This window comes from Candidatus Omnitrophota bacterium, from assembly GCA_026387175.1.
Taxonomy (GTDB): domain Bacteria; phylum Omnitrophota; class Gorgyraeia; order 2-01-FULL-45-10; family 2-01-FULL-45-10; genus CAIMPC01.
Genome location: JAPLME010000008.1, coordinates 121,863 through 148,505, shown reverse-complemented (window position 1 = coordinate 148,505; position 26,643 = coordinate 121,863). Strand labels below are relative to the sequence as shown.

The window sequence follows — 26,643 nt, the reverse complement described above, 5'->3', positions numbered from 1 at the left end:
CTACAATTCCTCCTTACCCGCAAGGCTTATCCTTGGATCAGCGTAAGAGTACGCGATATCCGCAAGAAGATTCCCTAAAAGCGTGAGGATAGCGCCTATCGAAAGCACTCCCATTATAGTCGGATAATCGCGCGACATGACCGATTCATAGAAGAGCCTGCCCATCCCCGGGATCGCGAATATCGATTCGAATATGACACTTCCTCCGATCAAGCCCGGTACGGAAAGGCCGAGAAGCGTGATGACGGGAAGCATGGCGTTCTTTAACGCGTGCTTATAGATAACGGCCCCTTCGCTAAGCCCTTTGGCCCGCGCGGTCCGTATAAAGTCCTGATGTATTACACCTATCATAGAGGTCCTCATATAACGGGAGATGCCGGCAAGACCGCCGAAGGCGGAGATCGAGACCGGCAATACAAGGTGTCTCGCGACATCGAAGACCTTACCGAAGAATCCGAAATATTCGAAGTCGAGCGATTTTATTCCGGAGACCGGCAGCCAACCCAGGCTGATTCCAAAGAGGCTCATCAATAAAAGCGCCAGCCAGAACTCAGGCGTCGAAAACCCTATAAATACAAAGATGGTAGTGAATCTGTCCCAGAACGAGCCGCGCTTCACCGCCGAGAGGACACCTAGCGGTATGCCCACAGCCAATATCATTACGAGCGCAAGAACGTTGATAAGGATGGTTATCGGTATGCGTTCGGCGATCTTTTCAGAGACGGGTCTGTCGTCTACGTAAGACCTGCCGAAGTCGAATGTCGTAAATCTTTTAAGCCAGTTAAGATATTGGATATATACAGGCTTGTCGAGGCCATAGAGCTTCTCGAGCCTAACCCTTGCCTCGTACGAAACCTTCGGATTCAGGCTCGTCTGTATATCAGTAGGCTTACCGGGGGCCAAATGTATAACGAAGAACGAAATGAGCGTTATCCCCAGAAAGACCGGAAGCAATCCCAGCAATCGTCGACTTATGTAAGTCAGCATCATTTGTACTTTTGCTCCGACTTTGGAACGTACCACTTTATAAAATTATACCCGATCCCTATCGGCGATACTTCGACGTTCTTAAAGCGCTTATTTATTATAGGCAAGGTTTCTCCGGAATATAAAAACATATATGGCTGCTCCTCGTACAGTATCTGATGAATCCCATGATACGCTGCCTGGCGCCTGGCCTGATCGAAAGTGCGCCTACCTTCCTCAAGAAGCCTGTCTACCTCGGGATTTTTATATCCGATAAAATTGAACTCGCCTTCGCGGGTCTTCGAAGAATGCCATATGTCATAATTATCCGGATCCCGCGATAAAAACCAGCCCATCAGCACCGCTTCGAATCTCTTTTTATTTATGAACTCGTTTATTAGAGCGCTCCATTCAAGGACCCTTATCTTCATCCTTATGCCGACGTCCTTCAAATATTTCTGGATCATCTCCGCGGTTCTCAGTCTCTCGGCGTTTCCCTGATTCACGATAAGCGTAAACTCGAAATCTTTGCCGTCCTTCTCTACCCAGCCGTCCCGGTTACCATCCTCCCATCCAGCTTCAGCCAGGAGCGACTTCGCCTTGAGCAGGTCATACGGCGCCGGCATCACATCCTTATTGTATGCCCAGGAATCCATCATATACGGCCCTGTCGTTACACTGGCTAATCCGAAAAATATTGTATTCACGATCTCCTGTTTGTTGACCGCGTAATTCATCGCTTGTCTGACCCGCGGATCGCCGAACTTCGGATCAGAGAGATTATAGGCCATATACGTAAAGCCGAAACCGGGATATTTGAATTTCGTATAATGTTCTTTAAAGTAACCATTATTCGTCTGTCTCGTATACTGCAACGGCGATAGCGTCGACAGGTCTACACCCTGTGTCTGAAGTTCTAAAAATACCGTGGCATCGTCGGGAATAACTCTGTAAATATACCTGTCTATATATGGGCGGCCCTCAAAATAGCCGTGATTCGAGACAAGCTCTATCTTCTCTCCTGTCTTCCATGTTTTAAATTTATAAGGCCCCGTGCCTATAGGATGGCGGCTGAACGCGGTATTATTCAGGTCTTCGTTCTTTAAAATATGTTCCGGCATGATCCACATGCCCCAGCTGGAGAGCCCCGGCGCGAACGGCTCTTTGTAAGTGACTTTGACGGTATAGTCGTCCAGTATCTCCAGCTTCCGGATCCTGTCAAAGTCTCCGCTATAAGGCGTCTTGACAGCCGGATCCATTAGTTTTCTGTATGTGAATTCGACGTCCTTCGCGGTGAATGGAGCCCCGTCATGCCAGGCCACTCCCTTCCTGAGGTGGAATACTATTACGAGCCCATCATCCAGGATATCCCAGCTTTCGGCAAGGTCCCCTATTATATTTATATTCTTATCATATTTCACGAGGCCATTGAAGACCATTCCGCATATGTCGCTTGAAGATGAGTCTGAGGAAAGTATGGGAATAAGTGTACGGGCGTCTGCGATAGAGCTTACGACGATAGCGTCGCCATACGGGGTGTCTGAATTTTCGGCGGGGATTATTGCGCTTACAAACAAAAAAGATACCGCTAAAAATATTAGCGGTATCTTGGTCTTCATCAAAACCTTTCTCTTAATAATCTACGGGTTCATTGGCAAATGGGGCCTGACCCGCAGGCGCCTGGCCGTGAGCGCCAGCCGGCGTCGTAACAAGGCTTCTGGCAACAAGCGACCTGCCTCTATGGCTCGTCATTACCGCCAGGCTGAGGCAGGTGATTATATATATTATCGCGGATGCCGCCGTTGCGCGTTTCAAGAATACCGATGTCTTGGTACCAAGGATGCTCTGCGTCGAGCTCGCGCCGAAAGACTCGCTTAAACCTCCGCCGCGGCCTGCCTGAAGCAGGATTACGGCTATCAACACGAGGGAAGCGATCACATGTATAGCTATAACCAATCCGTACAGTATCATTTATAGTCCCGTCCTTTTAATGGTTTACAAACAACCCTTGATTATCTGAGCGAACGAATCCGCTTTAAGACTGGCCCCGCCCACAAGGGCCCCGTCCACATCCTCTTCCGCGATAAGTTCTCTTATGTTTTCGGGCTTCACGCTTCCGCCGTACTGAATACGGACGGAATTGGCGGTCTGGGCATCATACATCTCCTTCAAGAGTCCTCTTATATATCTGTGGACTTCCTCTGCCTGCTCTTTTGTCGCGTTGACGCCCGTACCTATGGCCCATACCGGCTCATAAGCGATGACGACCTTCAACATATCCTCTTTCGTGAGCCCGGAGAGCGAATTCATCACATGATCCTTCACGACATCGAATGTCTTGCCGGAATTCCTGTCGGAAAGCTTTTCGCCGACGCAGATAATGGGCCTCAATCCCTCTTTCAGGCTCGCCTTTGCTTTCTTATTCACAGTCTCATTGGTCTCGCCGAAAAATTGGCGTCTTTCGGAGTGGCCAATAATAACATATTCGCATCCCGCGCTCTTTAATATGGAGCAGGAGACCTCGCCTGTAAAAGCGCCTTCCTTCTCCCAATAGCAATCCTGCGCGCCGAGTTTAATATTGGTATCCATGATCACTTCATGCACATCGCTCAAAGAAGTGAACGGCGGGCAGACAACTATCTCTACATCATTTATATCGACCACCGATCTCTTCAGTAAATTAACAAGTTCGATCGACTCATTGATCGTCTTATACATCTTCCAGTTGCCGGCTATTATGACGCGTCTCATTATTTGTCCCCGCAACAGCAGCAGCTCGATTTCTTATCATTGAGGGCATCTATTCCAGGCAGGCCCTTACCTTCCAGATATTCCAGCGATGCACCGCCGCCGGTCGATATATGCGACATTTTATCTTCGACCTTGAACTTCGCCATCGCAGCTGCCGTATCGCCGCCGCCTATTATCGAGATGACGCCTTTAAGGCCGGCGATAAACTTCGCTATATCTTCCGTGCCTTTGGCGAACTTGTCCATCTCAAACACTCCGAGCGGGCCGTTCCAGACTATGGTCTTTGCGTTCTTAAGCGTACCTTCAAAGAGTTTTATCGTACCGGGGCCTATGTCGAGTCCCATCCAGCCGTCCGGTATGTTCTCGCCGACAAGCTGTGTCTGGGCATTGGCATCGAACTTATCCGCTACAATATGGTCGATGGGCAGCAGTATCGGAATCTTCTTTTTTTTGGCTTTATCCAGCGCGGCTCTGGCTGTGTCGAAACCGTCTTTATCGAGCTTGGAATTGCCGATGGCCTTACCCTGGGCCTTAAGAAATGTATATGCCATGCCGCCGCCTATAATGAGCGCATCGACTTTATTCAATAGATTATCTATAACCTTTATCTTGTCCTTAACCTTGGCCCCACCCAGGATCGCTACAAACGGCCTCTTTGGATTATCGACGGCATTACCCAGATACTGGATCTCTTTCTCGAGCAGGAATCCGGCAACAGAAGGAAGATAGTGAGTAACGCCTTCCGTAGAAGCATGAGCCCTGTGCGCCGTGCCGAACGCGTCATTTACGAATATATCGCCAAGCGAAGCGAGCTCCTTGGCAAAACCGGGATCGTTAGCTTCTTCTTCCGCATGGAACCTCAAGTTCTCTAATAACGCTACATCGCCCTTCTTCATGCCTGCAAGGGCCCTCTTTACATCGTCTCCGATACAATCCTTAGTCGTAATGATACTCTTACCTAGTAGCTTCTCCAGCCTCTTCGCCACAGGCGCGAGCCTAAGTTTCTCGACCACCTTCCCATCCGGCCTTCCAAGGTGGCTCATCAGCACAACTTTGGCCCCTTTATCTATAGCGTATTTTATTGTAGGAAGAGCTGCCCTGATCCTTATATCATCGGTTATATTAAGATCTTCATCGAGCGGAACATTGAAATCCACCCTCATAAGCACTCTTTTGCCGTTTAAATCAACATCCTTGATAGTCTTCTTGTCCATTTCAATCCTTCTTTTTGTTATTTTACCTAAGAAAGCATAATTATAATAGCGGCCTATAATAATGTCAATAGGATTATAGGCAAATGTCTAACCTATTACATCGCATCCTTAACTACCGGCTCTTTATGCGCTTCTCCGAAACATTGTGATAAGAATGTCCTGGTGACCTTGTCATATATAAGAGGGATGCTCTCTTCGGGCGTCATTGTTTTTTTGATATACTCTTTTACGTCATCCACCCATAATACTTTATTATTCTTAGCATCGGTTATGGTATATGACACATCCATCTCTACGTAATTTAAAGTAGCTGTAGCCGCCGCATCCGCAAGCATCGTAGCTATTCCCGGATTTGGGTTAAGGGGTCCCCTATTCAGATACTGATACTTTTTAATGACAGCTGTTATCTGAATATCGCTTGCGGCGGGATCGCTCACAGTGTCAAAATCCATAGCCTTTCTATTGTTGAGGCTGTCTTCGAGGGCCTTTTTGAAGACTTCCGCCGATATCTGGCTTTGGCCCGATTCATTCGTGACCGCGCTGACATGTACCTTGACCGGGGACTTCCCCTCAAACAGATGGCCGATCGTAATGCCTTTGGCATAGGCCTGCCCAAGGCACATAAAGCAAAGCACATATGCAGTGAACATTACTCTTTTCACCATGTAACACCCCCATTAAGCCTGCCGGTTATTTTACTGAAACTATCCTTACTTTAAATGTCAATGTCTTGCCCGCTAAAGGATGGTTAAGGTCTATCACGACAGAGCTTTCGGTTATCTTTATGATTTTCGCGGGAAACGATTGGCCGCTCTGGTCCTGCATCTTAAGCATCATCCCGACTTCGGGCTTTACATCTTTCGGCACCGATGAAAGCGGTATCTCTTTGATCCCGGCAGGATCCGGATTACCGTAGGCATCTTCAGGCTTTACCGAAAAGGTCTTCTCGTCCCCGGCCTTCATGCCTTCCAATTGTTTCGTAAGCCCCGGTATCAGCTTGGCCTCGCCTTGAGTATATTCGAGCGGCCCTTTGGCCTGTGAGCTATCCACGACTTTGCCATCGACCGTAAGCACATAGTCAAAAGCAACTTTACTGCCGTTCTGTATGGCCATCTCCACCGCGGATGCTTGCAAAGCAAAAAAAGCTAGAGCTAGCGTCAACATCAATGCCGCGCACAAACTCTTCATCATTCCCCCTTTTCTCCAAATACCATAATGCCACAGAATCGGTAGTCCCGATTACCTGTAATTGCAGAAAGTGATAGCGATAGGAAAATCTATCTTCCGTAAATGCGAGATCACCATCTGAAGGTCGTCTTTTTTCGGCGAAGAGACCCTCACCTTTTCACCCTCGATCTGGGCCTGCACCTTAAGACCTAATCCCTTTATTACTTTGACGAGCTCTTTGGCCTTATCCTGGGGTATCCCGGATGCCAGATCGGCCACCTGCTGAAGACAACCTCCAAAAACATGCTCCGGATCCTTGAAAGTGAGAAACTTTATCGAAACCGCTCTTTTGGCGAGTTTATTGGCCAGCATATCTCTTACAGAATTTAACTTGAGATCGTCGTCGCCCACTAACGTTATCTTCTTCTCGGCGCGGTTATACTCTATGGAAGATTTGCTTCCTTTGAAATCGAACCTTTGCGCCATCTCTTTCTTTGCCTGGTTAACGGCGTTATCCACCTCCTGAAGGTCCGCCTCAGATACTATATCGAATGAGTAGTTCTCTTTTGCCATTTTTCCTTATCCTTATTTTTACCGATATTATAATATCCCTGTAAGCAAATGTCCATTACCTTTAAGCCATTTCGCGCTTTCACCGTATCCCGGGAATAAGTCCGCAACTCTCTTCCAGAACTCTTTCGAATGGTCCTTCCTGTTTATATGCGCGAGCTCATGCGCGATAACGTAATCGACCACGTGAAGCGGAGCCATCATTAAGCGCCAGCTGAATCGCAAGTCCCCATTGCCGGAGCAGGACCCCCATCTGCTGCGGGCGCTTGTAATACTAAAACTATTGTATCTGATCCCGCTTGAAGAGGAGCGCAGGGCCAGCCTCTCTTTTATCGTGATAAGGGCTTCCTGCCTGTACCACTGAACAAAGAGCTCTTTCGCAAACGCCTGATGCGGTCTGGCAAGACGAAATCCCCGCTCAAATGAGAAAGGAAGATCGGCATCATCGACAATGGATAGCCGGTAAGCGCTCCCAAGATACAGAAATTCTTCACCGTCCGTAAATTCTATGACAGGCGGTTTTGGCCGGGCAGAGACTTCGGCAAGCTTTCGGCTGATCCACAGACTCTTCTTATCTATAAAAGCTTTGATAAATTCTGCCGGCATGCGTAGCGGCGCCCGTATCTCAAGGCGCGCGTCAGGCGTAATAACTAACGCGAGCGTCCTGCGCCTTGACCGGACTATCCGGCTATCTGTGATCTTTGCCATTAATATATTTTCCGGATGATTTCCTATTTTAATTTTTGCAGCGACATGCTCATCTTCTGCATATCAAGCCTGATATTAAACCGTCCCAGAAACGACCTTCCGAGCAATCCGTCTTTCAAATCAGCGGGCCCGGCGTCTTCAAGCATCACCGCCGCGAGCACATCTCTCTCCTCCACTCCTTCAATGGCTATGCTTTTTAATATGACCGTCCTGGCTTTAACTATCTGCCCTCCGACCAAACGCAATCCCACGATATTCCTCTTCGTCTCGGAAGACATGTCCACTCCCAGCTTATCGCCAATATGTTTCGATAAGATAACCAGAGACGCTCCGGTATCGAGCTCAAGCAGCGCCTTCACTTCGCCGTCTAAAATCGCGCTGACAAGGATAGCCTGCGAATCCGGGTCACGGACCACTTTGACTTCGCCCTCTTCTCTCGCTTTTCCGGTTTTACTCTTTGCCTCTTCATTCACCCAATTCTCATATGCCTTTAGCCGCCTGCCGCGGTCTTCCTCGGAGCTCTTCTCCTGTAACTTAAGCCTTGAGCGTTCCTCGGCCCACTTATCGCGTAAGTCGGCTAGCGCTTCGGCTGAAGCATGATGCATGCTTTTTATGTCGGCGCGGTTTATCACAATGGTGCCGGCGCCGATCTCCGCCTCAACTCCTGTCGCGCTTTCCCTGGTTATAATACCGCTTATGCTTCCGCCTGTATTCAGATATATCATATCAGCGTCTTCTTCGGACGCAGAAGATAAACGATAAGCCCCTCCAGCAAAGATCAATGCCGTAGCGAGGCATAATTTACATGTTCCCCTATTCCAGAAATTCAATGTCGGAGACCTTCGCTTTAATCCTGCGGGACCATTCAGGACTGATATTCGTAACTTCAAGCTTGAAATCTTTGGAGGCGTTCGGCTTTAACGAATCGTGCTTAGCCTTATTCCCTAAAATGGGCCATATCGAACCCTCGGCTATGCATTTGCTGTTTTTATCCAAATAATAGACGGTGACCCTTAATTTAACAATGAGCCTCGTTCCGGTATTTTTAACGCTCCCATAAATATACTTCTTTATAGCGATAGAATTCGGATCGGCCTCGTCAAGCGATCCGACATCTGTAAGCATGATAAACTTTTTAACATAATCTGCCTTAACGGGGTCGCTCTTTAATTCATCGCTTAATTCATTGATCTTTATATTAGAAACAAAGCCTCCCTTTGAAATATAAGTGGTAGCGGAATATATTAATACCACGGCAATAAATATTCCTATGGCAGCCAATAATGGCGGGAGAAGCTTCTTATGTCCTCCCGCAGCCTTAACAGGGCCTTTAATATACTCTCCGCAATATCGGCATTTAATTGCTTCGGCCTGTATATATTCCGCGCAGAAAGGGCATCTCTTCATTGAACTGTCAGAATATTTGCCCAGCTTTTCAAACAGAGCCCTCCCCTGCCCCTCTATGCCGGCGGGCTCTCCTTCTTTTAACGGTCCCTTGATTTCGGATGCCTGCGGTGATTTCGTATCATTCCGCTTTATAGGCTGAAGACAATGCTCGCAAACCGGCGAATATTTGTTAGTCTCTTTTCCGCATTTTTGGCATTTCACTAAATCGCTCATAATGTTAATGAGCTCTTCGCCTGACGCCGCTTCCATAATCTATACCGCCGCCTTCCTTCTGATTGATATCGTCTTTAAGCGTTCGTATAACGGCCTTGCGTTTTTTAATATCCTGATTTAACAGCTCCACCTTTTCTTTATCGCCGGCCTTCTTTGCTTCGTGTATTTGCCTACCGTCCTCCAGTATCGCGTTCCTTTCATCGTCTATCTTGGCCTTATCCGCCCTGATTGCGATCTTCACTGCGTCGTCTTCTCTTTTAAAACCGGCGGTCCGAACCTTAGCCGCGTCGTCAGCGCGGAGCCGCTGCGGCATGATGATAACCGGCAGCGCTCCTGCCAATAAGATCAATATCACACCTATCTTTGTTATCTTCATATATAATCCCTCCTTTTAAATAAGCGATGGCGACGCAGGGTCATGTTTTTTATAATTTATTTCGGCTGCGCCGATATTCGATGTCGCATAGCAATATTCGCACCCGAATAGACACGTATTATTGACCCCTATATCTTTCGAGACAACGCAGCCGCACAACTTACGCTGGGATGGGTCTTTCTTTAATTTCAATGCACCACCGGTAATGGCGCCTATCAATTCATCGTCGATGCATTTACCTTTGTGAATGCCGTACTGTAAAAGGTCCGTCGCTTCGGCGCATGTTCGGACCTCTAGATTTGAACCGGAGGCTTCTTTACCGATAAATTCCGCAAGGCCGCGATACGACTCCGTCTCAAAGGCATCCGGGGCAAGGCGAATGCGATTCTTCCGGTATGGGTCAACAAAGCTGATGACGAGCCGATTTGTATAGTTTTTGAGGCTGCCGATTAAATACGACAACCGCTTTTCATGCCATGCGTATGGGGTAATGTCCGATAGGAGAATCGGGTCGTATCGCCAAATTACCCTCTCCCTGCCGATCATTGAGCTCAGGTCTCTCAGTGTTTGCACACTCTCTTCTACGGGAGGCGAATAATGATCGATTTCGCGGGCATAACCGATAATCGTATATTGAACATAGTAATGAAACCCCATCCGATCAAGTTCCGGAAGGTATTTCATAAGCGGTTTCGGGTTGCGCGTCCAAAAAACAAAAGCCGTAACATCGGAAGGTTTAAGACTTACGCGGGAGACCTGATTTCGGTTAAACGGGTTCGGGACCATGCAGTAGCCCGCCCGCACCCTCTCCATGAACCAATCTGCATAGAATGCCGGTATGTCGGTCCGCCTGCTGACGCTTATAATCTGCTTGGCCACCAGATAATTATATCATCGCATAACGAGCCGTTCAACCCGGATTTTGCGAGTATAACGCGGTATTGATAAAGATTTAGAAGCGTTTCGCCGAAATCCTATTACAAATTCCGGGTTAAATAAAATAGCAGGTTTTTAGCTCTATCGTCAATGATCCTACGGCAAGTTATAAATTTTATGCCGATTGCAATATATGGTCTCTCACCGCGCGTATCTGTTCCGTAGGTACAGGCCTTATAGGTAATGACCTTATGATCGACATCAATACTGCGACAATCTTCACTATGTTCGCCCCAAACAACTCCAGGATATTGTCCGCTTTTAAATCGGGCGGGTTTATGCCATAGGAAGCGATCAAATCCCTATAATTGGACACGGTACTCTTTATAAAGTCAACGTCATCTTTATGCCTTGCTATATATATTAGCCTGAAGCCAAATAACGTACCCCTTACCAAGCCTGTAGCATCGTCCTGCATTCCTATAGGCACTACTACTGAACTCTTCAGGCTTGTGCTGATCTGCAACGCCGTTGCAAGATCGCTTTTCTTTATATCGGCAGATACAGCATACAATGTAAGGGTATTTTGTTTTGTCCTGTCAATGGGGAATCTTTTATTGTATACGCCTGACAAGCCATGGCGCGAATAGTATTCTTCACTGGCAATAATGTCAGGGCTTTCAACCGAATATAATTCAATATATACATTGGGTGTGCTATTTAGCTTATTCAACCAAGCTGAAACCAACTCAGCATCCGATTTGATTAAAACCTCCAAGGGCAACCTTATCAATATGGGATTATCATCCTTGGCCATGTCTTTTAGAAGCGCTATGTTTTCAGTTAAGTAAGCGCTAATTGTACCGCCAATATTTATTGCTGATGTTCCTTTTGGAATAAGCGTCGTGGCCATGGATAGCGCAAGAACATCATCAATAGAAAGTTTTTTACCAACCGGCAAGCTTGCGTATTTTCTCGAATTATCATATTCAGGCAGCGGCTCTCCTTTTGAAAGCAACAACTGTATGACAGCAGGTGGCAAAATTGGAAGTATCTTGCCTGTGGTAACGTCTACCTTGTATTTGGTGCCTTTTATATCAGTAATAACAGCAAAATTTGTGTTTGGTATAAATTTCACGGATCGGAAATAAATATCAAGCCAAAACTGTTTGGTGGTATCGGCAATGTTTACAATGAGTGTATGGCGATGATTATTACCACTGGATACGTGATCCCACCTCCCATAAACAATATATGGATCATCTCCAGGAGATATGTCTGGTGTCCCCTCAAAACTATCCTCTGGGGAATAGGCATGATCTATAACCTTCGTCTCTTGGGTACTAAGGTTCATAACTTCAATAGTATGTGTAGTCCAATATCCTTGGGTCGATGACGTTACGCGGTATGCATAGTAAGGGTTTGATGTGGCTTTCCACCCCTCTGGAACTTGGGGTAAAGCCGAATCTATCCTACCCGCTGAGTCGACAGTCTTTATAGAGTGGGTGCCCCCATTGTCCACACTATAAACCATAGGAACATGTCTCTGTGTTGCAATTTTATTTAAAGACGCGTTGGTTACCCCACTGGGCAAAAATAAAGTATATACTAACGCCAACAAAGCAGCTATTTCATTAAACGATATTTTTTTATGCAGGGCAAGTCCACCAACAATTATCACCCCCACAACAGGGCCTGTAATAGTATACCCCATTCCATATAATGCCGTCGCAAAACTTATACCGCATAACCTAATAAGCATTTCCAGCGATGCGTTACCTATCTCCTCACTCTTCGGAGTTACCTCATTAACAGGGGTCTTTTCTTCTGCGTTTATAGCAGGCGGTGTTATGCTCTCTTGCTCTATTGCCGGCGGCAAGGCTTTTGCTTCATTCAAGAGGCGCTGGTTAAGACTTTTGGAATATAAAACTTGCCGTGCCAAGTTATTATTCAATCTCGCATCAAGCCCCAAGTGTGATGCGTTAACAGTGTCGTTAAGATAAGCCTGTGCTTGGATTGGATTATAATATCTAAGTATTATATTGCCTCCCGCAGCTTTGACAATCACTTCGTCATCAGTAACTTCAAATTCTAACCCCGTCAGTTTTTTGACTATTAATACTTCTCTACTTCGTATCTCCTGAATGGTTGTTGCTTCGCCAAATTGGTTACGTTCGAGCAAATCTATGATTCCACGTAGGAGTTCAATGTTATAGTGTACCTGATAGTCTAGCTGCATAGCAGGGACGGTTGTCCCAAGCGGTGCTTGTAAACCATAGCCAAAATCTATGTTGATAGTGGAGAGAAAAAACACGACTGTAAGGATGGATGCTATTACTCTGTATATCTTTAAATTTTTTAAGAAGTTCATGGCACACCTCCTTTTTGTTACTTGAATTTCCATTTTTAGGTTAATAAAGAGTGACATATCAAGCATATCATGACTTTCAGAAAAATCAAGAGACAATATTTAACTTTTTTATTGCCTAATTTTTGGGGCTTTTGAACCAGCTTCATATACGCCCATCTACCTTCTTGAAGCTGGTTCAAGAAATTATGCTCTTTTAAATATCAATATTCCAAGCGGTGGGAGAATCAATGATAAGGAATGGCTCCTTCCGTGGGAGGATACGGACTCGGACAGGACTCCGCCGAGATTGCCCTGGCCGCTTCCGCCATATTCCAGAGCATCGCTGTTCAGCTCCTCTCTCCAGAAACCTTCTGCGGGCACACCGACACGATAATTATAACGCGGCACAGGCGTAAAATTACAGACTATGAGGAGCGTATCGGCCGGGTTGGAGCGGCTTTTCCTGAGGAAAGAGATAACGCTTTCTTCGTAATCTTTTATATCGACCCATTCGAACCCTTCATATGAAAAATCTATCTCATACAGAGCCGGTTCGTTCTTATAAAAATGGTTCAAATCGCGCATCCAGCGCTGAATACCCGGATGCCCGGGATCGCTCAACATGTGCCAGTCCAGGCTCTGATCATGGTTCCATTCTCCCGTAGAGCCGAATTCGCATCCCATGAAGAGAAGCTTCTTTCCCGGATGCGTCCACATGTATCCGAGCAGCTGGCGAAGCCCCGCGCATTTCTGCCATAAGTCTCCCGGTATTTTATTCAGAAGGGACCCTTTGCCGTGCGTCACTTCATCGTGAGATAACGGCAGCATGAAATTCTCCGTAAAGGCATACAAGAGACTGAACGTGAGCAAGCCATGGTGGTATTTTCGGAATATGGGATCTTTTGAAATATATTCGAGCATATCGTGCATCCATCCCATGTTCCACTTCATGCCGAACCCCAGGCCTCCGTCATATATGGGACGGGTGACCATCGGCCAGGCAGTGGATTCTTCCGCAATGATCTGCACGGAAGGAAATTCCTTATAGACGCTTTCGTTCAGATGCTTAAGAAAGCTCACCGCCTCGAGATTCTCCCGGCCGCCGAACTGGTTAGGTATCCATTCGCCCTCTTTCCGGGCATAGTCCAGATAGAGCATAGACGCGACGGCGTCGATGCGAATGCCGTCGGCATGATACCGGTCGCACCAGAAGATCGCGCTTGAGACCAGGAAGTTGCGGACTTCGTTGCGGCCATAGTTAAATATGAAACTCTTCCATTCGGGTTGGAGGGCCTTACGCGGGTCCGCGTGTTCGTAAAGATGCGTGCCGTCGAAATATATCAATCCGTGCTGGTCATCGGGAAAATGCGAAGGCACCCAGTCCAGGATCACCCCTATCCCCTCTTGGTGAAGGTAATCTACAAGGTACATGAAATCCTGCGGCGTACCGTAACGGGAAGTCGGCGCGAAAAATCCGGTTATCTGATATCCCCAAGAACCGTAAAATGGATGTTCCATGACGGGCATGAACTCTACATGAGTGAATCCCATCTCTTTGATATAGTCAGCGAGAAGAGGAGCAATCTCTCTATACGCCAGGGAACGGTTGCCCTCTTCGGGAACCCTCCTCCATGACCCCAGGTGTACCTCATAGACGGATATAGGCGAAGATAGCGCGTTACGCTTTGGGCGTTCATCTAACCAGGAACGATCGCCCCATTCATATGTAGTATCCCACACCATCGAGGCGGTCTTCGGCGGAGTTTCCCAGCGAAGCGCGAATGGGTCCCCTTTCTCAACGGTATAATTATTGAATTTCGATCGTATATAATATTTATAAAGGGTCCCATTTCCTATACCGGGGATGAAAGCCTCCCAGATCCCGGAACCATCCCACCTGACTTCCATCGCATGGGACTGCGTGTCCCACCCGTTAAATTCTCCGACTACCGATACGTATTCCGCATTAGGCGCCCATACGGCAAAATATACGCCTGTGACCTTATTCACGGTCATTATATGTGATCCAAGTTTTTCATGAAGACGGAAGTGGCTACCTTCCCTGAATAGATGGATATCGTATTCGGTAAACAATGTAACGCCGTGCATAACGCTCCTATTTAAATATAAATCCGGTCTGCATCGACCAGAATAGAAGATCTAGTTCATCCATCGGTATTCCGATGTCCCTTGAAAAAGAGCGCATCTTCTCTTCTATTTCGATGTAGACTTTTCGCGGGCCCATTGAAGCAGGTATCTTATCTATAACGCTGTATCTCTTCAGGTTCTTCAATACGTGCCGGTCGAGAATAGCTATGTCCGAGCCGAGGCCTATATTGCGAAGAAAATGGCTGGCCTCTTTATATCCGTAACCTTTTATACTGTTTACAAGCCAGTCGCGGGTACCTATTATATCTTTCTTATCCAGCTTGGCTTTAATACACAGACCGCCTAGACCCCCGGGGTCTATAAAGGTCTTCCTGACGCCGACGATATAATCGGCTTTTTTATTGTGGAATCTGGCGCGCCCTTTAAGCTTCGGCCTTATCCTGCAAGCCGGAGCGCCTGCTAAAAGATCGCAGCCGGATAATTCTTTTATGGCCTCATGGCATTTGACGGCATTAGCGTTCGCGGTAAGTATGCAGAAACATAGTTCCGCGAAAATATCCTGCTCGCTGCCGCTTTTTATTATACTGCGGAACTCCGCTATGCGCCGTTTTATCTCGGGTTTGATCTTATTATAATGCGCGATGAGCTCTTTGGGGGAGATATCTTCCTGCGAGCGGGGCCTTGGTACGGGAAACGGTAAAAAGTTTTTCATCTATTGCGGCTTATATATTTGAATGCGGAGAGCGCGGCCTTCGATCCTTCGCCGGCCGCTATGACGATCTGTTTTTCGGGAACATCCGTAACGTCGCCCGCGGCAAAGACGCCGGCGACATTCGTCTCATTTCTGGAATTTATCTTTATCTCGCCGCGTTCGTTCTTATCTACGCCTTTAACGAATTTTGAGTTCGGGGTGAGCCCTATCTCGACGAATACACCCTCTACCGGTATCAGTTCTTCCTTAAGATCCTTCTTCACCCTTATGCCCGACACCATCTTGCCTCCGACGATCGCAAGGACCTCGGCGCCATTCAGGATTTGAACTACAGGACTCGCCTCGATCTTCTCGCGCATCACGGCATCTCCGCCAAGTTGAGGGGTATTATTGATCATATAGACCTTTTTAGCTATCTTGATAAGCTGCATGCCGGCGTCCAGCGCCGAATTGCCTCCGCCTATTATCGCCACCTGCTTACCTGAAAATAGCGGGCCGTCGCAGGTAGCGCAATATGTCAGCCCTCTGTTCTTAAATTCTTTCTCCCCCGGAACACCGAGCTCTTTTGAAGCCTTGCCGGAAGCTATTATAGCTGTTTTAGCAAAATACTCGGCCTTATCGGTCCTGACATAAATAGAGTCCTCGCGCCTGGCGATCTCGCGTACTTCCTCGCCTTCCCTGACCGATATGCCATATGTGCGCATATGCTCTTCAAACTTAGCGGCAAGTTCCGGGCCCGTGATAAACTGATAACCTGTATAATTTTCTATGTCGCCCGACCAGGCGGTCTGGCCGCCTATATCCCCGGTTACTACCAGAAAATTCAGCTTTTTGCGCGCGGCATATACAGCGGCGGTTATGCCCGCAGGACCCGCGCCTATCACGATAAGGTCGTAGACCATTATAGACTTAATGCCTCATTTATCTTTTCTTTGTCGAACCCGATAACGATCTTACCATCGATCTCGATCACCGGAACTCCCATCTGGGCCGACTTATCTATCATCTCCTGCGCCTTAGCCGGATCCGAGCCGACATCATATTCGGTAAACTGGATATTATTATCTTTCAGGTACTGCTTCGCTCTTATGCAGAACGGACATGTAGGCGTCGAGTAAACTGTCACTTTTTTTGCCATAGTCCCCTCCTAGTTTATTCAGCCTTATCGTAGGCTAAGTGCCGATATCCCCGATATCGGCCTCATTTTACTATATCTTTCAGCTCTATCAGATCATCTATTATATATTCCGGCCTCAGAGGGCCTACCTCTTCTATCTTGCCCAGCCCGTACGTAACCCAGCATGTCTTTATGCCGGAATTCTTTCCGGTCATTACGTCGATATCCATATCGCCCACTATCAAAGACTTGCTCTTATCGATACCGAACTTTTTCACTATCCTGTCCACTGAACAGGCTGAAGGTTTAATGCAGTTCTCATCGTCCCCGCCTATTATCGCCTCGAAATAATTACGCACGCCCAGGGCTCGAAGCGCCACATCGGCGAACGACGCATATCTATTGGTAAATATAAATTTTCTCTTGCCCTTTAGATATTCCAGAATATCCGTCACATGCGGATAAAGGACGGTTTCGTCAGCCGCATGGGCAAGATAGTGGTCGACGTAAAGTTTCGTGCCTTTTTCGATGATCGCATCATCGTCGGTGCCAATGCTATTCCTTATCAGATACTTAACGCCGGCACCTATGTATGACACTATAGTTTCTTTAGGTAGTTCTGGCAGCTTCAGCATGCGCAGAGCATGGTTCATCGCATTGGCAATGTCGGACGTCGCGTCAACGAGGGTGCCGTCGACATCGAATAATATGGTATCGAACGATGCCACGCGCTATTTAATTTCCAGTCTCTTTGAGCTCGCCCAGAGGCCGTGTATATTGCAATAAGACGAAGCCATTATGACCCCACTCTTCTCGGTCTTAAAACTAAGGGCAACATCCGGGCTCGTAAATATCGTGCTCGTGTTGGGACCTTGAGCCGATTCACCATGGGCCGTGAAGTCGAAGCGTCCTATCTGGCACGGAAACTTCTCGCCGTCTGACATAAAATAGACCTCGATCCATCTTATATGGTGCTCGGTCGTATTCGGGTGGGCGATCTCTTTGCCCACGGTCACCGATATCTTCACCACGTCACCCTTCTTCGCGCTGTCCGGGGCATCTATAACCGGAACGTGCTTCTCCTTCTTCCAGTCAGCGCTCTGCAACAAGTCTTTAAGCTCTGCCATATCATCCTCCTTCGTTAATGCGAAAATATCTTATAAGCACCTCAATCCGGCGTTTACTTTCGGTCAATGCTTCCGCTTGCCGCTCGCTCGGAATAGGCTTCCTCGCTCGCTGTTGCTAAAATTCCGATGGTGAAGCCTAAACCGCCTATAGGTATCGGAATTTCAGAAAGTCGCTCCAGCATCGCCCGAAAGTTCCGCCATCTGACGATACAGAAGAGATATTTTCGCCTACCCTCTCTCGTCCTTAAAAATTTACTTACTACCTATGAGGTTCTCGAATTTTTCTTCATGTCCAATTTCCTCGCCTAGGATATGCACAGCAAGCTGATATGTATCATGATCTTTGCCGAAAGTCTTCTTGGCAAGCTTATTATACACATCTATCGCGCCCGCCTCGGCTTTGGTCACGATCTTTATGATCTCATCGTAATCGCTCAGGCTCTTCATGACCCCGGGATAACCGCCGTTCGACCCCTTTACAAGGAGCGTTGGGATATTAGTCGGAAGCCCGCCGAGCTCTATTATTCTCTCCGCCAGCTCCGTCGCATGCTCGAGCTCGTCTTTAGCGATATCCAGCAGGAACTCCTGCATATCCTCATATCCCTTGCCATCGACAGCCTGGCCCATGTACCACCATGCGTAATACGCAAGCCATTCGTCGCAATACGCTTTATCGAGATCCTTTATCAGATCTTTCACATCCAATCCCGTTATCTCTCTGGCTCTCTTACCCATATTACCTCCCTTTTTATTTACCCGTTAACCGCACTTTTTAGCGAATTCTACGCCGAATTCGTAACACTTCTTATTTTCGTTGTCGTCCGGCACGTACTTAAAAGCTATTGGCGCTTGAGCTATCTCTATACCGGCTTCTTTAAGCTCTTTTTCTATCGAGGCGACAGCACCGGAACCCCATCCGTAAGAACCGAACGCGGCAGCGACTCTATTCTTAGGCTTTAGGCCTTTAAGAAATGACATAAATGCGGCTATCGACGGCAGCATGTCATTATCATGCGTCGATGAGCCGATGATATATCCTTTCGCGTCCAGGAGCTCCTTTACCACCTCTGTCCGGTCTGACTGCGCTATATCATACAACTTCACTTCTACCCCTGTGTCCCTCAACCCCTCCGCAATACGAACGGCCATCTTCCCGGTCGATCCCCACATAGTTTCGTATACGATCACAGCCTTCTTCTTCGTCTCATTGCCCGCCCATGAAACATACGATTTGACTATCTTCCCCGGATCCTTGCGCCAGATTATACCGTGGCTCGGGGCGATCATATTGACCGGCACATTCATCTTCAATATCTCATCGATCTTGCGCGAAATTATAGCTCCGAACGGGATAAGTATATTCGCGTAATATTTGGCAGCTTCATCCATCAGCACGCACTGGTCCACCTCATCATCGAATCGCTCGCTCGTCGCCAGATGCTGGCCGAACGCGTCATTCGGCATCAAAAGCTCTTCTTCGCGGCAATAGGTGAACATCGAGTCCGGCCAATGGATCATCGGGGCCTCGATAAATGTAAGGGTGCGCTTTCCGAGTTTCAATGTATCGCCCGTCTTCACAACCTGAAAGTCCCAATTGCCATAATAGTTCTTATAGAGGCCCTCTTTGCACTTCTGAGTGCCATATACCTTAGTCTTCGGGCATAACTTCATAAGCGCAGGTAACGCTCCGGAATGGTCCGTCTCGACGTGGTTCGCGATCACATAGTCGATCTTCTCAGGCGGCACTATGGCCCGTATCTTCTCTATTAATTCGTTCGCAAATGGCCCGTATACAGTATCGATCAGGGCTATCTTTTCATCGACGATCAAATAGGCATTATAGGTGGTGCCGCGTTTCGTCGCGAAAGTATGTCCATGGAAACTTCTCATATTCCAGTCGATCACGCCGACCCAGTAGATGCCTTTCTTTATTTCGACCGGCACCATCGGTTAACCCTCCTTCACAAACTCTGATTTATCCGCGCCGCATACAGGGCAGACCCAATTGTCCGGCAATTTCTCGAATGCGGTCCCGGGCTGCACGCCGCTGTCGGGATCACCTATAGCCGGATCATATATGTAATTACACACGGTACATCTGTACTTCTGCATGGTAACCTCCCTTTTTATTCCAACCATCTCTTCTTTTATAAAAGTCGGCGCGGACGATGGCGTCGTTCCGCGTTTCTCCTGGTGGTAGTAATCATACGTCATCGGCCTGCCTGTCTTTAACATCTTCGAGTCCGTCATCTCGCCTATAAACAGGGTATGCGTAAAACAGTCCAGCTCCTTAATAACTTTAGCCTCTATGTAGCATAGGGCATTGTCCAATACCACAGGGCACCCTGAGGTAAGTTTAATAAAATTGGTGCCTTTAAATTTATCCACGGTCCTGCCGGACTTGAATCCGAACTTACCTATGAATGACAGCGGCGTCTTCTCATCCAGGATCGATAACGCAAAACGCCTGCTCGACTCGATATACTCATGTGTAAGATTTTTATTATTAACGCTTATCCCTATCGTCACGGGGTCGCTCGTTATCTGAAATACGGTATTCACTATCTGGGCGTTCAACAGGTCCCCTTTACTGGACGAAACTATATACATCCCGTAACTTAAATTATGCAGAACGTTAGGATCCATATTAGACGGATTCCGCCAATATCTTTTTTATACCATTGCTTCTGTCGCGGCCCTCGGCGCCGGAAGGCTTAAAGCTCTCTTCGAATACCGGCGATTCCCTCTTATAAAATACGCCGATCGGGATCTTGGCGTCTTTATTATAGTCCCATTCCCTTATCTTACCTATCGCCTGATCGTAATTATACGGGTCGTGGTCCTTTAATTCGTAAACTCTCTTATCGTAGTAATCGTACATATTGTAATATGTGACGCAGGTCTGGAGGACGTCGACTATCGAGAAACCTTTATGAGCTATCGCTTCCTTGATGATCTTCTTGAGTGATTCCATCGCGCCCGATGTGCCCCGGCCGATGAATGTCGCACCGGAGGCCAGCATTATCTCGAGAGGATTCATCGGCATCTCTTTCGTGCCGTAAGGCGTCGATCGCCCCTTGTATCCTTCAGGCGAAGTCGGCGTGTATTGTCCCGTCGTCAGTCCGTATACCCTGTTATTATGCACGATAACCGTGATATCTATATTGCGCTTGGCGGCGAATATAAGGTGTTCGATGCCTTCCCCGTAAGCGTCTCCGTCACCTGAGTGGCCTATCACTTTGAGATGAGGATTTGCGATCTTGATGCCGGTCGCCGGAGGGATAACGCGGCCATGGAGAGAATAGAAACTATTTACATCAATGTAATCAACTATCTTCGCATGACATCCGATACCGGATACCAGCACGATATTCTCGACAGGCAATCCTTCCGCCACAAGCTCATTTATAACGGCCTTGATCGCGTTTAAGATAGCGAAATTTCCGCAGCCGATGCACCAGGTGTTCTTCGCGTTAGTGTTTAGTATCACCCTATCACCTTCCTCACCCTGTCTTCCAGTTCTTCGAGGCTGAAATCCCTGCCGTCATATTTCAATATGGATGCATTGACATTGAACCCATAGGTATTAATAACTTTTGTGAGCTGTCCCATAGCGTTATTTTCCACCGCTATAACTTTGTTTACGCCTTCGAGCGCCTTGCGGAACCGCCCTGCCGGAAAAGGCGACATAATAACAGGTTGTATGACTTTCAAATTCAGCATATTCGCGATCTCGACGCAGACACCCTTGTTAGATCCCCAGCATAATAGCGCCGTAGCGGAATTCTTATTGCCGTGGACCTTCACAGACTCATAATTCTCCAGCTCCGCTGCCAGATATTTCTCTTTGCGAAGCCTCTTATCCTGCATCTTAACCGTAACGGCCGGATCTTCCGTAGAGATACCGGCCTCGTCATGTTCATAACTATTGGCCTTAATCACCACGCCGGGCTTACCGGGAAACGCCAGAGGCGATACGCCGCTATCGGTATTAGAGTAACGCTTGTATGGCGGCCGGCCGTCCCATAATGCCGCGGCCTCTTCTTTTATCTCATCGCACGAACCTATATCAAAACTATAAGTCCCTTCGGCCATCGCTTTATCGGTAAGCACTATAGACGGGATCTGATATTTCCATGATATCTGCAGAGCCAGCTGTGAAGCATAATAAGCTTCCTCGGCGTCACCGGGTGCTATCACAAAACGCGTAAATTCACCCTGCCCGGCGCTTAAGACAAACTGAAGTTCGGTCTGACAGCTATAGGTGGGCAGCCCTGTCGACGGTCCCGGCCTCTGCCCCATTACTATCACTACAGGCAGCTCCGCCATTCCTGAGAAACTGAGCCCCTCTGTCATCAGACAAAAACCGCCGCCGGATGTCCCTACAGCGACCTTATGGCCGCAATAGACAATCCCGAGCGCCATCATTATAACGGATATCTCGCTCTCAGGGTGAACGACTTTCAGATCGAACTCTTCCGCCAGGTTCGCGAGATAGTGCAGTATAGGCGAAGACGGCGTCATCGGATATGCGATATAGCTCTTAAGCCCTGCTCTCACAAGCCCGAGGGCAACCGCCTCATTACCGGTGACTAACGGCAATCTCTCCTTTGCTAATTTCTTCAATGCAGTAAATTCTTTCGAGGTATCGAAGGCCCTCCTGGCCACTTTCAAATTCTGGTCCAGTTCTTTCGAAAAGTTCTTTCTGAACGTAGCGTCAAGGGTATTCCACTCGATGGATATGGACTTCGCGAAGGCGCCTATAATACAGGTGTTGCGCATTATTTCTCCGGCCTTCTCTTCTTTGATAATGCTTGTCAGCGGCAAGCCTATCGCGTTCTTGACGCCGGAAACCGTTCCGGCATTCACAGAATCGGAATCATAGATGATAATGCCGCTTCCTTTCAGTCTCGCTTTATGAAGGTCGACCGTCTCCTGATTTAAAGCCAGAAGCGCGTCTATCTGATCTCTGTACGTAGCCACCTTTTCTGTCGATGCCCTGATGATAGAGAAAGTGTGCCCGCCGCGGATCAGCGAGGGATAATCGCGATATATATAGCTCCTGTATCCCAGCTGGCCCAGAAGGCTGGCAATAATAAGGCTGGCTTTGTCTATACCAAAGCCAGCCTTGCCGCCTATAAGAACTGAAAACTCGTTCATCAAGCGCCTCTATATCCTTTATGACACCAATATTGCCGTTACGGGGCAATCATCGGCAGCTTTTTTACAGGTATCTTCGACATCCTTCGGGATAACAGATACGTATACTACCGCCTTATCATCTTCCATCTTATAAACTTCCGGGCATGTGCTGACGCAAAGGCCGCAACCTATGCAGGTATCAGCGTCTATCTTTACTTTCATCTTATCGATCCCTCCTTCCTTAAGATTTTAGACTTTTGCAACGGCATCATTATATCAGATTTTTCAGGATTTTTCGACAATTTACACGGATCAAAGCATGCCGTCTATAATACCGGCCATTATAAAATCATTTTCTGTGAGTCCTCCCGCGGCTCGAGTCGTGAGCGTAATTTTAAGCTTATTATACATCAAAGTAAGCGTAGGATGGTGGCCCTGTTCTTCCGCAATCACTGAAATGGTATCAAGAAAATATTTAGCTTCCGGGAAATCTTTGAATTTGAATTCTTTCACTATCTTCTTACCTTCTATTACCTCCCAGGAAGGGTTCCGGGCAGCCAGCTTCTCGATTTCAGCTTTCGGAATAGGCGCCGCTATGCCCTCGCACGGCTTACACTTAGACGGCAGTTCCTCCTTTACGGCAGATGCCGGGTTCTTCATGACCTCATCAAGCGCCGTGACAGCGTCATCATAATTTAAAGGCTTGGTGATCTCGGGTGCTAACTGGATATAGCGGACGATGTCGTTCTTATCTATAATTCTCACAGAACGCGCCAGCAGATTCAGCTCTTTTATAAGCATCCCATAATTTATACCGAAGGAGGACGTCTTGTAATCGGATAGGACCGGCTCGTTATTTATATTATGTTCGCTGCAGAACCTCTTCTGCGCGAAAGGCAGGTCCTTAGATATGCCTATAACGACTACATCCTGAGAAAACGCCGAAGCCCTCTTGTTGAATTCCTTCACCTGCAGATCGCAGACAGGAGTATCGAGCGAAGGAAATGAGGATATCACCTTTATCCTGCCCTTAAAATCGGACAGGCTAACATCTCTCATCTCCTGTGAAACGACTTTGAAATCAGAGGCCCGCATTCCGACCTTCGCTATCCTGCCCACAAGAGTGAGCGCGTTACCCTGGAACATCACGGTTCGTGCCATATGCATCCTCTCTTTCAGATTATTATATCAGCGCTTCTTTTCAATATATCGTCCAGGTCCTTTTCGGCGGTGGTTATCAATTTAAGATCGAACTTATCCTGAAGCACCTTAAAGACATTTGGCGTAATGAATGCCGGAGGCGTAGGGCCAACGCGTATGCCCTTAACGTTCAACGCCAATAGCGTCAGAAGTATCGCAACCGCTTTCTGCTCGAACCATGACAGCACCATCGATAGCGGCAGGTCGTTCACGCCGCAGTTAAACGCTTTTGAAAGCGCGAGCGCAACCTGTATCGCCGAATAAGCATTGTTGCACTGGCCTACATCGATCAGGCGCGGAATACCGTCGATGCTCCCGAAGTCCAGCTTGTTAAACCTGTATTTGCCGCACGCGAGCGTCAGTATCACACAATCCTTGGGCACCTTCTCGGCAAACTCCGTATAATAGTTGCGCCCGGGCTTTGAGCCGTCGCATCCGCCTATGAGGAAGAAACGCTTTATCTTCCCCGCTTTGACAGCCGCGACTATCTTGTCCGCCATGCCAAGTATGGCGGTATGATGGAACCCTGTCATGATCTTCTTACCCGACGCTTCCGGTAAAGGTGGAAGCGACTTTGCTTTCCGGATGACCTCCGAGAAGTCCCTCGTCTTCAGATGTTTCGCTCCGGGAATTCCCGTAATGCCTATAGTGAAAAGTCTGTCAAGATATGTGTTATCCGGCGGGATAAGGACGCAATTCGTAGTGGCCAGGAGCACCCCGGAGAACTCTTTAAACTCCTTCTTCTGCTCCTGCCATGCTCCGCCATAATTTCCTACAAGGTGTTTGAATTTTTTAAGCACCGGATATGCGTGGGCTGGAAGCATCTCGGAATGAGTGTATACATCAACGCCAGTTCCTTCAGTCTGTTTTAAAAGCTCATATAAATCCAGGAGATCGTGGCCTGTGACGAGTATGCCCGGCCCTTTTCTGGTTCCGGTCTCGACCTCTGTCGGAACGGGATTTCCGAACTTCTGCGTGTGGGCCCTGTCCAGGAGCTCCATCACTCTCAGATTCATCATTCCGCACTTAAGCACCATATCGAGATGCTGGCCAAGGTCGAAACTCACATTCGTAACGGTCTTGAAGAGCGCCTCATGCATGAACGCGTCGACCTCGTCATTCTTTGCTCCAAGCTCTCTGGCATGATAAGCGTAAGCCGCTATGCCTTTAAGGCCGTACAACAATATATCCTGCAGGCTCTGAACATCTTCATTCTTTCCGCATACTCCCATTTTTGTGCAGCCTGTTCCTCCCGCTGTCTGTTCGCACTGGTAACAAAACATCATACGCCTCCTTTTCCTTTTTTATTCTCCATATACTTTTTATAAGTTTCTACGCCCACGCACTCCCGGGCATGCCTGCACCAGTCTATACAGCATTGCACGCCGCTGCGGGAAACGGTTCTCTTACACTTCGGGCATGAAGCGCCGGCCTCATCGTCCCATATCTCCACATCTCCTTCGCAAAACGGGCATTTCACGATCTCAGCCTTCGGCTGTTTGAATCTACTTGAACCCGGACAATTGAATATCATTCTCTCTTCTCGCCTCTTATCGTAATGGTTATATCCTTAAAAGGAATTGCCTTCTTCGATTTCTCGATCGCTTCTTTTATTACATTGATGAGACCGTAACAACAAGGTACTTCCATGTGGGCATATGTTATGGACTTAACATCGTTATTATTTACTATAGCGGAGATTTTCTCCTTATATACCGCAAGGTCATCCAGCTTCGGGCACCCCACGAGAAGCACCTTGCCTTTTAATATATCCTGGTGGAAATCGGCGTATGCGAACGGCACGCAGTCCGCGGCTATCAACAGGTCTGCCCCGTTAAAATACGGCGCATTGACCGGAACAAGCATGATCTGGACGGGCCACGTCTTGAGTTCAGCCGCCTTATTCATATCGATAACTCTCGATCCGGGACATCCGGAAAACCCGTGCTTAACAATATTTGCCATAGCCTTCTTCTCATCATACGGCGCGGCCTCTCTTTCCTCTATAGTAATAGCGCCCTGTGGACAATGGCCGATGCAGGCGCCAAGCCCATCGCAGAATAAGTCGCCGATAAGGCGCGCCTTCTTATCTATGATCTGTATCGCCCCTTCATGGCAATTCAGTATGCACTTCCCGCAGCCATTGCATTTAGCCTCATCTATCTTTATTATCTTCCTCTTTGCCATTATCCTACGCTTCCTTATTTAAGATGGAGCCTATCGATACCGACCTTAATTTAGCTTCAACATAATCTTCAATTTCGTCTATCTTGCGCTTTAGAGAGCATATCTTTGTATTTGGGCACACCTTCTTCTTAAATACACACTCGTTAATGCGGAACGGCCCCTGAAACGTCTCTATAAAATCAGCGAGGGTTATCTTATAAGGATCCTTCGCAAGCCTGAAACCGCCATCCTTGCCCCTGGCCGACCTAACCATTCCTACTTTATTTAATCTCTGCAGTATCTTCCTTAAGAACGGCCGGGGCATCTTCAGTTCGTCTGTTAATTCCGTAACGGTAACCGCTCTTCCGGGCTTCGATGCCATACAGCATATCGCGCGCACAGCATAGTCGGCATTTCTTGTTAAAAGTTTCATGGCAGAATGATACCATTTTAGTATCATTATGTCAAGAAA

At 47.7% G+C, this 26,643-nt stretch carries 31 protein-coding genes; all 31 read right to left on the bottom strand.

The window, feature by feature from the left end:
* Nucleotides 1-987, bottom strand: coding sequence for an ABC transporter permease (locus tag NTY76_05025; protein MCX5678454.1), 987 nt, complete (start codon nt 985-987; stop codon nt 1-3).
* Entirely contained in the window at nt 987-2,585 is a 1,599-nt protein-coding gene (locus NTY76_05020; GenBank protein MCX5678453.1) for a peptide-binding protein, read from the bottom strand. The genes NTY76_05025 and NTY76_05020 overlap by 1 nt, the downstream gene beginning before the upstream one ends.
* 13 nt (nt 2,586-2,598) lie before the next feature.
* Nucleotides 2,599-2,937 (bottom strand): preprotein translocase subunit SecG, encoded by a 339-nt coding sequence (gene secG / locus NTY76_05015; GenBank protein MCX5678452.1) that lies wholly within the window; start codon nt 2,935-2,937, stop codon nt 2,599-2,601.
* 24 nt (nt 2,938-2,961) lie between these two features.
* Complete coding sequence (gene tpiA / locus NTY76_05010; protein ID MCX5678451.1) at nt 2,962-3,717, bottom strand: triose-phosphate isomerase; 756 nt, start codon at nt 3,715-3,717, stop codon at nt 2,962-2,964.
* Complete coding sequence (locus tag NTY76_05005; GenBank protein ID MCX5678450.1) at nt 3,717-4,931, bottom strand: phosphoglycerate kinase; 1,215 nt, start codon at nt 4,929-4,931, stop codon at nt 3,717-3,719. The genes tpiA and NTY76_05005 overlap by 1 nt, the downstream gene beginning before the upstream one ends.
* 95 nt (nt 4,932-5,026) lie before the next feature.
* Nucleotides 5,027-5,596, bottom strand: coding sequence for a hypothetical protein (locus NTY76_05000; GenBank protein ID MCX5678449.1), 570 nt, complete (start codon nt 5,594-5,596; stop codon nt 5,027-5,029).
* Between the two features lie 25 nt (nt 5,597-5,621).
* Entirely contained in the window at nt 5,622-6,122 is a 501-nt protein-coding gene (locus NTY76_04995) for a peptidylprolyl isomerase (GenBank protein MCX5678448.1), read from the bottom strand.
* A 48-nt stretch (nt 6,123-6,170) separates the two neighbouring features.
* Nucleotides 6,171-6,671: a YajQ family cyclic di-GMP-binding protein gene (locus tag NTY76_04990; GenBank protein ID MCX5678447.1), complete on the bottom strand. Its 501-nt coding sequence runs from the start codon at nt 6,669-6,671 to the stop codon at nt 6,171-6,173.
* Between the two features lie 27 nt (nt 6,672-6,698).
* Nucleotides 6,699-7,376, bottom strand: coding sequence for a SprT family zinc-dependent metalloprotease (locus NTY76_04985; protein MCX5678446.1), 678 nt, complete (start codon nt 7,374-7,376; stop codon nt 6,699-6,701).
* Nucleotides 7,377-7,399: 23 nt separating this feature from the next.
* On the bottom strand, nt 7,400-8,101 hold the full coding sequence (locus tag NTY76_04980) for a retropepsin-like aspartic protease (GenBank protein ID MCX5678445.1): 702 nt from the start codon (nt 8,099-8,101) through the stop codon (nt 7,400-7,402).
* Between the two features lie 88 nt (nt 8,102-8,189).
* Complete coding sequence (locus NTY76_04975) at nt 8,190-9,032, bottom strand: hypothetical protein (GenBank protein ID MCX5678444.1); 843 nt, start codon at nt 9,030-9,032, stop codon at nt 8,190-8,192.
* On the bottom strand, nt 9,001-9,372 hold the full coding sequence (locus NTY76_04970) for a hypothetical protein (GenBank protein MCX5678443.1): 372 nt from the start codon (nt 9,370-9,372) through the stop codon (nt 9,001-9,003). Before NTY76_04970 ends, NTY76_04975 begins: the two co-directional genes overlap by 32 nt.
* Before the next feature lie 15 nt (nt 9,373-9,387).
* The gene (locus NTY76_04965; GenBank protein ID MCX5678442.1) at nt 9,388-10,251 is read right to left on the bottom strand and encodes a DUF1848 domain-containing protein; all 864 of its coding nucleotides are present in this window, start codon (nt 10,249-10,251) and stop codon (nt 9,388-9,390) included.
* A gap of 172 nt (nt 10,252-10,423) precedes the next feature.
* On the bottom strand, nt 10,424-12,619 hold the full coding sequence (locus tag NTY76_04960; protein MCX5678441.1) for a hypothetical protein: 2,196 nt from the start codon (nt 12,617-12,619) through the stop codon (nt 10,424-10,426).
* A gap of 183 nt (nt 12,620-12,802) precedes the next feature.
* Nucleotides 12,803-14,707, bottom strand: a complete 1,905-nt coding sequence (gene glgB, locus NTY76_04955; protein MCX5678440.1) for a 1,4-alpha-glucan branching protein GlgB — start codon at nt 14,705-14,707, stop codon at nt 12,803-12,805.
* A 7-nt stretch (nt 14,708-14,714) separates the two neighbouring features.
* Nucleotides 14,715-15,419 carry an N-glycosylase/DNA lyase gene (locus NTY76_04950; GenBank protein ID MCX5678439.1) on the bottom strand — a complete coding sequence of 235 codons (705 nt, stop codon included), beginning with the start codon at nt 15,417-15,419 and terminating at the stop codon, nt 14,715-14,717.
* The gene (locus NTY76_04945; protein MCX5678438.1) at nt 15,416-16,321 is read right to left on the bottom strand and encodes an FAD-dependent oxidoreductase; all 906 of its coding nucleotides are present in this window, start codon (nt 16,319-16,321) and stop codon (nt 15,416-15,418) included. The genes NTY76_04950 and NTY76_04945 overlap by 4 nt, the downstream gene beginning before the upstream one ends.
* Entirely contained in the window at nt 16,321-16,557 is a 237-nt protein-coding gene (locus tag NTY76_04940; GenBank protein MCX5678437.1) for a glutathione S-transferase N-terminal domain-containing protein, read from the bottom strand. Before NTY76_04940 ends, NTY76_04945 begins: the two co-directional genes overlap by 1 nt.
* A gap of 62 nt (nt 16,558-16,619) precedes the next feature.
* Nucleotides 16,620-17,264 carry an HAD-IA family hydrolase gene (locus NTY76_04935; GenBank protein MCX5678436.1) on the bottom strand — a complete coding sequence of 215 codons (645 nt, stop codon included), beginning with the start codon at nt 17,262-17,264 and terminating at the stop codon, nt 16,620-16,622.
* A 3-nt stretch (nt 17,265-17,267) separates the two neighbouring features.
* Nucleotides 17,268-17,663: a class II SORL domain-containing protein gene (locus tag NTY76_04930; protein MCX5678435.1), complete on the bottom strand. Its 396-nt coding sequence runs from the start codon at nt 17,661-17,663 to the stop codon at nt 17,268-17,270.
* Nucleotides 17,664-17,915: 252 nt separating this feature from the next.
* A complete protein-coding gene (locus NTY76_04925) occupies nt 17,916-18,398 on the bottom strand; it encodes a ferritin-like domain-containing protein (GenBank protein ID MCX5678434.1) in 483 nt (160 codons plus the stop codon).
* Between the two features lie 24 nt (nt 18,399-18,422).
* Nucleotides 18,423-19,610, bottom strand: coding sequence for a flavodoxin domain-containing protein (locus NTY76_04920; protein ID MCX5678433.1), 1,188 nt, complete (start codon nt 19,608-19,610; stop codon nt 18,423-18,425).
* A gap of 3 nt (nt 19,611-19,613) precedes the next feature.
* Nucleotides 19,614-20,309, bottom strand: a complete 696-nt coding sequence (locus tag NTY76_04915; GenBank protein ID MCX5678432.1) for a rubredoxin — start codon at nt 20,307-20,309, stop codon at nt 19,614-19,616.
* A gap of 1 nt (nt 20,310) precedes the next feature.
* Nucleotides 20,311-21,153 carry a thiamine pyrophosphate-dependent enzyme gene (locus NTY76_04910; protein ID MCX5678431.1) on the bottom strand — a complete coding sequence of 281 codons (843 nt, stop codon included), beginning with the start codon at nt 21,151-21,153 and terminating at the stop codon, nt 20,311-20,313.
* Nucleotides 21,150-22,823, bottom strand: coding sequence for a 2-oxoacid:acceptor oxidoreductase subunit alpha (locus NTY76_04905; protein MCX5678430.1), 1,674 nt, complete (start codon nt 22,821-22,823; stop codon nt 21,150-21,152). The genes NTY76_04910 and NTY76_04905 overlap by 4 nt, the downstream gene beginning before the upstream one ends.
* An 18-nt stretch (nt 22,824-22,841) precedes the next feature.
* On the bottom strand, nt 22,842-23,027 hold the full coding sequence (locus tag NTY76_04900; GenBank protein MCX5678429.1) for a ferredoxin: 186 nt from the start codon (nt 23,025-23,027) through the stop codon (nt 22,842-22,844).
* A 90-nt stretch (nt 23,028-23,117) separates the two neighbouring features.
* Nucleotides 23,118-23,966 carry a thiol peroxidase gene (gene tpx, locus NTY76_04895; GenBank protein MCX5678428.1) on the bottom strand — a complete coding sequence of 283 codons (849 nt, stop codon included), beginning with the start codon at nt 23,964-23,966 and terminating at the stop codon, nt 23,118-23,120.
* Nucleotides 23,967-23,980: 14 nt separating this feature from the next.
* Nucleotides 23,981-25,288: a hydroxylamine reductase gene (hcp, locus tag NTY76_04890; protein MCX5678427.1), complete on the bottom strand. Its 1,308-nt coding sequence runs from the start codon at nt 25,286-25,288 to the stop codon at nt 23,981-23,983.
* On the bottom strand, nt 25,288-25,539 hold the full coding sequence (locus NTY76_04885; protein MCX5678426.1) for a hypothetical protein: 252 nt from the start codon (nt 25,537-25,539) through the stop codon (nt 25,288-25,290). The genes hcp and NTY76_04885 overlap by 1 nt, the downstream gene beginning before the upstream one ends.
* Complete coding sequence (locus NTY76_04880; protein MCX5678425.1) at nt 25,536-26,192, bottom strand: 4Fe-4S dicluster domain-containing protein; 657 nt, start codon at nt 26,190-26,192, stop codon at nt 25,536-25,538. Before NTY76_04880 ends, NTY76_04885 begins: the two co-directional genes overlap by 4 nt.
* Before the next feature lie 4 nt (nt 26,193-26,196).
* Nucleotides 26,197-26,604, bottom strand: coding sequence for an Rrf2 family transcriptional regulator (locus NTY76_04875; GenBank protein MCX5678424.1), 408 nt, complete (start codon nt 26,602-26,604; stop codon nt 26,197-26,199).
* Nucleotides 26,605-26,643 lie beyond the last annotated feature (39 nt).